This window comes from Kineococcus siccus (assembly GCF_009906795.1).
Classification (GTDB): Bacteria; Actinomycetota; Actinomycetes; order Actinomycetales; family Kineococcaceae; genus Kineococcus; species Kineococcus siccus.
This window is the reverse complement of record NZ_JAAALN010000395.1, coordinates 1-1,316: the sequence shown is the minus strand read 5'-3', so window position 1 is coordinate 1,316 and position 1,316 is coordinate 1. Positions and strand designations below refer to the sequence as shown.

The 1,316-nt window shown below is 79.6% G+C and carries 3 protein-coding genes; 2 read left to right on the top strand and 1 reads right to left on the bottom strand.

Annotated features, from left to right (window positions below; translation table 11 throughout):
- A partial coding sequence (locus GTR02_RS21745) for a cell wall-binding repeat-containing protein (RefSeq protein ID WP_166609545.1) occupies positions 1-319 on the top strand: 319 nt, incomplete at its 5' end.
- 58 nt (positions 320-377) lie between these two features.
- Here the strand turns inward: GTR02_RS21745 and GTR02_RS21740 are convergent.
- Positions 378-725, bottom strand: coding sequence for a hypothetical protein (locus GTR02_RS21740; RefSeq protein ID WP_166609544.1), 348 nt, complete (start codon positions 723-725; stop codon positions 378-380).
- 188 nt (positions 726-913) lie between these two features.
- Here GTR02_RS21740 and GTR02_RS21735 point away from each other — a divergent pair.
- Positions 914-1,316, top strand: a 403-nt coding sequence (locus tag GTR02_RS21735) for a hypothetical protein (protein WP_166609543.1), incomplete at its 3' end; no start/stop codon positions are given.

Below are 1,316 nucleotides of genomic sequence, written 5' to 3'. Positions count from 1 at the left end.
CCGTGAAAGCGACCGCTACGACACGTCCCGGCTGGTCGCGGCCGCTTTCACGGCGTCCGGGGACGCCACCCCCGTGACGGTCGTCGGCCTCGCCACGGGGCAGAACTGGCCCGACGCGCTGGTGGGAGCGGCCGCGGTGGGCAACCTGGGCGGCCCGCTGGTCCTCACGACTCCCGACGTGCTGCGCCCCACGGCGGCCACCGCCGTCACGGGCCTGGCCGGCGCCGGTGCGCTGCGCAGCGGGCTCGTCTTCGGCGGCCGGGACACCCTGAGCGACACGACCGTCGCGGCCTTCGCCGCGCTCGTGCCGGCTCGCTGAGCCGGCGGCGGACCCGAACGGCGGACCCGGTCGGCGGGCCGACCCGGGCGCGCCCGGGTCAGTCGCGGCGCTGGAGCGGGAACGGGGAGCCGCGCCCCCGGCGCCGCAGCGCCACCGGACGGTCGTCGTCGCGCGCCTCGCGCAGCCGGCGCAGCGTCCGCGCGCTCTCGGCGTCCTGGGCGCGCTGGACCGCCGACTCGTCGACGCGGGAGGCCCAGGTCTTCTGCGCCTGGTCGTTGCGGCCGCGCTCCACCGCGACGGGGAGGAAGTTGCGCGCCGCGAGGGCGTACAGGGCGGTGACCTTCTCGCCGTGGCGCTGCGCGTACTCGTCCACGAACGAGGGCGTCAGCTCGCCCTTGAGCGCGGCCACCTCCAGGTCCCTGATCACCAGGTGCACCGGCTTCACCGCTCGCTCCTCACCCGTCGTCGGTCGCGTCGGCCGCGTCCGGGCCGCGGAGGTCCATCGACGTCCCCGGCGCGCGGCCTGAGCCCCCGGCAGGTCACAGCTCGGCACCGGCTCCCGGGCCCGGGCCGCCGGCGCCGGGTGGCCCGCCCGCGCCGGGCGGGTCGCCGGCGCACGGCAGGATGACGACCGTGCCCCCGCCTCCCGCCACCGAGCTCCGCGCCGCGCTGCTGGCCGCCGTCGAGCGCGCCCGCGCCGGCGACGGCACGGGCGTCACCGAGCACGTCGAGCGCCTCGGCCGGCTGGACCCCGACCAGGTCCGCCTGGTCACGGGGGCGCTGCTGCGCTCGCTGCTGGAGCAGCGCCACCCCGACGGCCTGGACGCCGACGACCTGCGCGACGCCGTGGCCCGCGCGGCCCGCGGCGCCGCCCCGTGGTGCGACGACCTCGACCCGCAGGTGCTCGTCGGCGTGCTGACGGCCGCGCTGGGCGTGCACGACGCCTCCGAGGGCCTGCCGGCCGCGCCCCCCGGGACGGTCGTGCGGCACGCCGTGGCGCTGCTCGTCGTGCTCGGCGGGGGGCCGGGCGGCGGGT